General features: G+C 43.5%; 8 protein-coding genes. 4 read left to right on the forward strand and 4 right to left on the reverse strand.

Annotated features, from left to right (window positions below; genetic code table 11):
- Positions 1-2: 2 nt before the first annotated feature.
- From GX441_02730 to GX441_02745, 4 genes are read left to right on the forward strand one after another with little or no spacing between them, the layout of a single operon-like run.
- Complete coding sequence (locus tag GX441_02730; protein NLI97558.1) at positions 3-665, forward strand: hypothetical protein; 663 nt, start codon at positions 3-5, stop codon at positions 663-665.
- Entirely contained in the window at positions 662-1429 is a 768-nt protein-coding gene (gene truA / locus GX441_02735) for a tRNA pseudouridine(38-40) synthase TruA (protein ID NLI97559.1), read from the forward strand. Before GX441_02730 ends, truA begins: the two co-directional genes overlap by 4 nt.
- Entirely contained in the window at positions 1429-2088 is a 660-nt protein-coding gene (fsa, locus tag GX441_02740; protein NLI97560.1) for a fructose-6-phosphate aldolase, read from the forward strand. The genes truA and fsa overlap by 1 nt, the downstream gene beginning before the upstream one ends.
- Positions 2089-2134: 46 nt before the next feature.
- The gene (locus tag GX441_02745; GenBank protein NLI97561.1) at positions 2135-3307 is read left to right on the forward strand and encodes a glycosyltransferase family 4 protein; all 1173 of its coding nucleotides are present in this window, start codon (positions 2135-2137) and stop codon (positions 3305-3307) included.
- On the opposite strand, the gene GX441_02750 is transcribed toward GX441_02745, so the two are convergent.
- The 4 genes from GX441_02750 to GX441_02765 form a co-directional block, all read right to left on the reverse strand.
- Positions 3300-4589 (reverse strand): oligosaccharide flippase family protein, encoded by a 1290-nt coding sequence (locus GX441_02750; GenBank protein ID NLI97562.1) that lies wholly within the window; start codon positions 4587-4589, stop codon positions 3300-3302. The two genes, GX441_02745 and GX441_02750, sit on opposite strands and share 8 nt — an antisense overlap.
- 2 nt (positions 4590-4591) lie before the next feature.
- On the reverse strand, positions 4592-5641 hold the full coding sequence (locus GX441_02755; GenBank protein NLI97563.1) for a glycosyltransferase: 1050 nt from the start codon (positions 5639-5641) through the stop codon (positions 4592-4594).
- Between the two features lie 71 nt (positions 5642-5712).
- Entirely contained in the window at positions 5713-6624 is a 912-nt protein-coding gene (locus GX441_02760; protein ID NLI97564.1) for a GNAT family N-acetyltransferase, read from the reverse strand.
- A partial coding sequence (locus GX441_02765; GenBank protein ID NLI97565.1) for a UDP-4-amino-4,6-dideoxy-N-acetyl-beta-L-altrosamine transaminase occupies positions 6614-7398 on the reverse strand: 785 nt, incomplete at its 5' end. The genes GX441_02765 and GX441_02760, both read right to left, overlap by 11 nt.

Here is a 7398-nt window from a genome sequence, read left to right on the forward strand (position 1 = left end):
TCATGAATCGTCTTCACACGGTTTTTTCAACCATATCACCAGCCGTACTAATTACATCGGCCACTATGTTTATTGCCCTTTCTCCTTTTCTGAATAGATGGGAGGAGCTGATTCTGGCAGCAGCAATTATAGTAGTATCTTCTGTGCTGGGCAGGACAGGCATTATTTTTTGGTTGCGTTACTTAAAACTATCAATGCCTCTTGTATTATTGAGTGTTGTTTTTAATTGGATTACTTTTCTGCCTGAGGGTTTTAGCTCATTTCTAAATCCTAAGACTCTTACACAACCGGGAAGCCTTGATTTATTATGGAAAGCTCTAATGATTGGAGCCAGGCTTTCTTTTGCAATATTTCTTTCTCTATTTCTTGTTCATATCTGTAGTCATGAAGAATTAGTCTGGGGGGTTGCAAAGCTTTCAAAAAAAATATTCAGTAAGCCGCAGATAGGAGAGGTTTTAGCTCTTTCCTTGTTATCGGTTCCTTTTTTTCTTGAAAATTTGTCTAAGGTCCGAAAATGGAGAGATATTCCTCAGGCGATTCCAGAGGTTTTCGTTAAATCACAATCGATTACTGCACATCCTGTTGAGATTGAAGCCAAGAAACCTGGCTGGTTCCTTTTGTCATTGAGCGTTGTGTCGCTCGTAACAGTGATTATATACCGATGAGGCTAAAAGCAGTTATTGAATATCTGGGTACAAACTACTACGGATGGCAAGTCCAGCCGGATAAGGTTACTATCCAGGGAACGATAGAGAAAGCGCTTTTGCAGATCACTTGTAATGATATAAGGATAACTGGAGCAGGGAGGACAGATGCAGGAGTTCATGCATTGGGTCAGGTCGCGTCATTTGACTATACAGGGCACCTTGACACTTATCGTTTGCGATACGCTTTGAATTCAATACTGGATAGGGATATTTTCTTTCGCAGCATCGAAGAGACGAATCCGACATTTGACGCCAGGCGGGATGCATTCTCCAAGCTTTACAGATACAGAATTATTAGGGGTCGTTCTCCACTTCGCAGAAATACGGCGTGGGAGTATCATTTCTCACTGAACGTTGAAAAAATGCGAGAGGCTGCCGCTTTACTTCAAGGCACCCATGATTATGCTGCTTTTTGCGAGGCGGAGGATCCGCGAACCAGTCTTAAGGTTGATTCAATCGATGTCTCGGAAAAGTTTGACGAAGTTGAGATAGACGTCAGGGCGCGCGGATTTCTTTATAAGATGGTTCGAAGGATAGTAGGCGTAATATTAGACTGCGGAAGGGGGCGGATAGTATTAGAAACAATACCAAAACTATTCAGCCGATCCAAGCCTTGTCAGATAATAACGGCACCGGCAAATGGACTTGCGCTGATTGGAGTCGATTATACGCAGGTGTCTGAAGATAATAACTTACGGGCACATGCAATGAAGGAGTATTAATGCAGCTTTATCTTGATACTGGAAACATCAAAGAAATAAAGGAAATTGCGGACTGGGGAATTCTTGATGGAGTGACAACCAATCCCTCTCTGCTAGCCAGAGAAAAAGACTGCGGCGACTACCGCTCGCTTCTTAAAGAGATTTGCGATATTGTGAAAGGTCCTGTCTCCGCAGAAGTAACAGCCTCCGATACGGAAGGGATGATCAGGCAGGCGAATACCCTTTCGGAAATCTCAGAGCATATAGTAGTAAAGATACCGTGCGTTCCCGAAGGGCTTAAGGCAACTACAATGCTTTTCGAAGAAGGCATTCCGGTCAATATGACTCTTGTCTTTTCACCCCTGCAAGCCTTGCTCGCTGCGAACGCAGGAGCAACTTACGTTTCTCCTTTCGTCGGAAGGCTTGACGATATTGGTCATGAAGGAATTGAAGAAGTAGGCAAGATAGTCGATATATATGATAATTACGGAATAGATTCTCAAGTTATCTTTGCGAGCACCCGACACGTTGAGCATGTTCTTCAGGCAGCGTTGATGGGTGTAGATATATGCACTATGCCAGCATCAGTTTTCCGTCAGCTTGTCAGGCATCCCCTGACCGATATCGGGATTAAGCGTTTTCTTGATGATTGGGGGAAAACAGGATTTAGCATTGACTAATCCTTATCTTTCAAGATATATTCATGCAAGAATATAAAAAGGTGATTTGAAGAAGGCGTTGTCTATATCACCCTGGTCCTCCATGTGGTCTCAGGGTGAATCAGGAGGTTCACCGTCCGAGGCGTATTCAATTGAGGCTATGATTGAAGCGGGTTTCGATGTAACTCATATTTCTCCGGGGCATTCCAGGTCAACCGAATATGAAAGAAGGGGTAATCTGCGATTTATCCGTCCTTCAAATCCCTTTGATGATTTCAGGTTTCTTCTTGATACTGGCATTGCTATCCTTTATCGTTTTCCTGCGATTATGCGTTGGAAGAATCTCGTATTAAGATGGCTAAAGAGGTCGCGAGAAAGATTCGATTTGATTGTAGGACATTCCTCTGAAACCATTTTTGCCCTAAGAGAAGCTTCCCGGTATCTGGGGGTTCCAGCTCTGGCGAGACTTTATGGGATAAGCGCTACGTTGGAACTTTTGAGCAAAGGGCTGAGGCGTGAATTGTACTTTGACTTGATATCCTTGTTGCGTGATCCGCCTGATCATATTATTCTTACGAATGATGGAACTTGCGGAGACGCTATTGCGGCTCAGTTCGGGATATCTCCAAATAAATACGATTTTCTGTTAAACGGTTATGAACCGGTAATACCTTTGATGCCTTGTCATGAAAGGATGCCGAACTATGTTCTGACTGCTTGCCGTCTGGTTGACTGGAAGCGTGTGGATCGAATCGTCAAGGTAGCTAGTCTACTTAAGGAGAGATTGCCTGGATTGATATTCCTGATTCTGGGAGAGGGCCCTGAAAAGCCCAGGCTGTGTAATTTGATAAGGAAAGAAAAGGTAGAATCCACGGTTAAATTAATAGGTAGCGTTTCTCGTTTCAAAATGTATGAATACCTGCGGGGTGCTACGATGGTTCTTTTTACTCAGGACTTATCTAATCTTAATAACACCGTTATCGAATCGATGGTTTTCGGAAAACCGGTTATAACCATTGATGCGGGATGTACTGGAAAGATAATCCGGCACGGAAAGACCGGACTTATGTATCCTGCAGACGATATCGAATCTCTGGCTTCGGGTGTCGAAAAACTTGCTAAAGACGAATCGTTGCGTAGAAATTTGGGGCAGAAATCAATGGAATTCGCACTTAAAACATTCAAGCCCTGGCCCGAGAGAATTAGAGACGAAGCGGCAATTTACAGAAGATTTATATAGTCTTTAGTCGCTGAAGAAGTATTCGGAAATCATCAAGTCGAGGAATAAATATTTCTGAGAATCTCAAGCCGCCTTTTCGGACTAACAAAATTATATAATAAACCGTCATTGCTAGGACGGACGCACTAAAGGCAACTACAGTAGCCCACGGACCAAGATGAGACAACAGTAAGATGTTGCCTAATAAGTTTACACAGAGCGCAATTGCGCTTGCGGAAAAGAAGTGCCATGGTTTTCCCCAACTTGCGATTAAAAGTGAGGTGTAAAGCTGTGGAATGGTATATACGACGGTTGCTGGTAAGAGCGCCCATAAGAAGGGAATGCTTGGTGTAAAAGCCTTTTTAAAAAGGATCGGGATCAGCCACGGTGCGGTTGCTGCCAGGATAATGGCAATTACGAACGTAGCGATGAGAGAAAGCCGTATTGCTCGAGCTGCAAATTGTTCCTTGTTTTTTTCTCCTACTACTGCACCATACAAAGCCATTGCAAGGGCTTGTGGAATAAGCATCAAGAGATTTGAAACAGTCATTGCCTGTGAAAGTAATCCTACTTCATCAGGCGGACGGAACTGTTTGAGCAATATGACTCCTACAGTAGCATTAGTCTCAAGGGCTATTCTTGCCAGGTATACTGCAATGGTAAAGGATATCGCTTTAATGAGAAAGGAAACGTCAAATTTTGCGCCTCGAACGCCGGTTTCTCTAAATGAGAGTATTGTTGTAAGTATTGCGTTGAGGGTTTGGGCTGCAAAGTAGGCCAAAGCAAAACCTTCGACTGAAGGCCAGATTAAGTACAAGAGAATGGTACACAAAGCGGTTCTTACGAAACTCGAAATCAAATTGATGATGTTCATGACGCCTATGCGGTTTCTTCCCAGCAGGCAGCTTTGAGTAGTAGTGTAGACGACGGTAAAAAAGGTTCCCCCTGAAAAAAAAGTTTTTGTTATTGCAGTTGCTTCAACAACCGTCAATGATATCGTCATCCAGGTGCAAAAAGCGGCAATTAAACCTGTCAATAAAGAAACGAGCGTGGAAGTCAGGAGTACATCTTTGGCTTTAAATGGGGGCTTGTCAATAAAAAAAGCAACCGAGTTTCCAAGTCCCAAAGACGCAAGTGCAATTACGATGCTTGCTATGTTCATTGCCGGGGTTATAATTCCCTTTCCTGCAGGACCTAGTACTCGAGCAAGTATTAGATTTGTGATGAAGTTTAGTAAGGATACAGCCGAGAGGGTAAAAAAGGTTCCGACAGCTTTCGATGCGAAGCCACCTCTATTTTTCATAACTAATGCTTCTTTGTTAGAAGAGTATCGTAACATCTTTCTAATAAGTCAACCGTCAATCTTATGTCGTGAAAATCTTCCACGAATTTTCGGCCTTCTCTTGAGATTCTTGGCCATTCTTTAACATCCTTTAGGAGGTCAATTATTTTCGACGCCAAATCTTTACAGTTGTTTTCTTGGGCCAGATAAGGATATTCTGGGGGAAGGATGAAAGGGATATCTGCATGTATTGTGGATACAACAGGCAAACCGCGCGCTTGAGCCTCAAGGATAGTTGTGGGCGCTCCCCCCTCTGTTTCTCCTTCTTTGGAAGTCTTGCTAGGTGCTAAAAAGAAATCTGCATCTTCGAATTCTTTGAGATAATCATTGTAGTTCAAAAAACCAAGAAAAGATATGTTCTTCAGATTCCTTGATACAACGTAACTTTCTGCCGCAGCTCTTTCCGGTCCGTCGCCGACTATTCGAAGCTCCATGAGCGTTCCATTGTCCCTCAGGATCTCAACGGCCTTTAATGCATCGAGAACCCCTTTCTTTTCTATCATTCTTCCAACCCACAAAGCCTTAGGTAATCCTGAAATGCCCTTATGCTGACGAACGCGGATTTTTTCAAGCGGAATGCCTATCCTTTGAATGACTATTTTCTCAGCAGGAGCGCCTAAGGCGACTAATGCCTTTTTCATGAAGGGACCTTCTGCAAAAAAAAGATCGCATTTCTTGAATAGTTTCTCGTATCGGCTTCGCCAGATTGCTCTTTTTGGAAGAAGTGAAACATCTTGACCATAGAATGTTACCGCCATCGGTAATCGCAGGATATTCTTCAACGGCATTGAATACGCACCCCATGTACCGAAATGCGCATGCAGCAGGGATATCTTTTCTCTCTTGAATAATTCAGCCGACAACTTAAGGGAAATATATCGAAATGGCGTGATGAATTGCATTCCAGGTCGAGGAAGAGGGATTCCTGTTTCGTACAACACCCCTTTATTAAAGACAAACTTGTCCAGGTTCTTCGACAACAGAGAAACAGCTACCGGTCTGTACCTTTTCATGTAAGACAGCTGATGGTATATGAAAGTCTCCGATGATTCAAAAAAACAGTAGTGGAAGTGACCTACGGATATCATCGAGTTTTGCTGTTTATGAAGTATGAGCCAAAGATTCTTGCCGGACCGACAACCGTCAAATGCTCTTCGGCTACCGCGCCGAAGCCTTCCTTGAACCTTTCAACTCCTTCAAGCCCTGAGCTTGGTCCGAAATCATACACTTCCAATCCTCTTGCTTCCATTTCTTCCATGATACTCCAATGCAGAAAGTGTCCGGCGCCAGCTAAAGGCTCATCAATGCTTGCGCCGTGCCAGTAGACGGCTCTTTTCTTTTCAAAAAAGACCAATGCACAGGATTGAGGAAGTCTGTCTTTCCATGCGATAAAGAAGCACCCCATGTTTTCCGGAAGAATTATTTCTCTGATGCGGCGGAAGAAATCCTCCTTGTAGATCCTTGCCGGACGTTTTTTCCATCTTGCCAAAGAGATTTCGTAAACTTCCAGATAGGCTTTGAAGTCTTCGTTTCTTCGCGCAGGTGCAACGATAATACCTGATTTTTGGGCTTTTCTCAGCTGTCTCTTATGATTCTCACTTATCTTCTTATGCCTGTCCTTAATCTTTAGGAGATGGGTTTTAATAAACACAGTTCTGAATTCGGTGTTCTTGAATGGTGAATCCGGTCTGAGATGAACAAGAAACCTTCCTCGCGTTCTTTTATCCAGTTCTCTCCAGTATTCGGCGATCACCTCACGTTCCGGTGTTCTTAAGGCAACCGGGCCCGAAGGAACACCTGGAAGTGTCGACTCATAACCCTTGAGAAATCCCTTTGCCAATTTGATTTCTCTCAAAGGAGTAACAATTTCCTTCCATTCAAAACTTGCATCCTTGCCCAGATCTTGAGTGACTTTGTGCCATTGAGAGGAAGAAAAAAAAGTGCTCCACGGCGAGTTTTTGTATGCCTCATCCCATACTTTGTGATCAACGAGCATAATAATCAAGGAGTTTTGCCACGGCGTCAATTACATCATTTGCGTCCTTTTCGGATAATGCTGGAGAAAGAGGTAGAGAGATGGTTCTATCGGATATTTTTGCAGCGCAAGGAAAATCTTCTGGCTTAAACCCGAAGGTTTTCCTGTAAAAAGTCTGCTGGTGAAGAGAAATAAAATGTATGCCAGCACCAATGCCTTCAGCCTTGAGAGCTTCCACGAAATGGTCTCTGTCTATCCTTATCTTCTCAAGCTCAAGTCTTAAAGGATACAGATGTTTAGCGTGTTTGCCTTCTTTCGGTTCGGGCGGTATCTCGATTCCCCTCATATTTCCAAAAACCTTGGAATATTTTCCCCAAATATCATCTCTTCTTTTCCAGCTAAGATCAATTCTTTCCATCTGATGAATGGCCAACGCAGACTGCAAATCAGTGAGATTCAACTTGTAACCTGGTGCAACCGTATCATAGAATTTAAATCCCTCATCCTTGAAACGATTCCAGGCGCTCCGCGTAACGCCGTGCATCCTCATAAGCTTCAATCTTTCCGTCCAATCATCCCTATCCGTTGCAATCATTCCTCCGTCAGCTGTTGTGATGTTTTTGGTTGCGTAAAAACTGAAACAGACGGCGTCGCCCAATATTGCAACGTGTTTGTTCTTGAATCTGGACTCTATTGCATGTGCGGCGTCTCCTATCACGGCTATACTTGAATATTCTGCCAGGCTTAGGATTTCACCCATATCACATGGATAGCCATGAAGATGTACGGGGATAA

This window comes from bacterium, assembly GCA_012517375.1.
In the GTDB taxonomy this organism is placed as follows: domain Bacteria; phylum Hydrothermota; class Tepidihabitantia; order B3-TA06; family B3-TA06; genus JAAYVC01.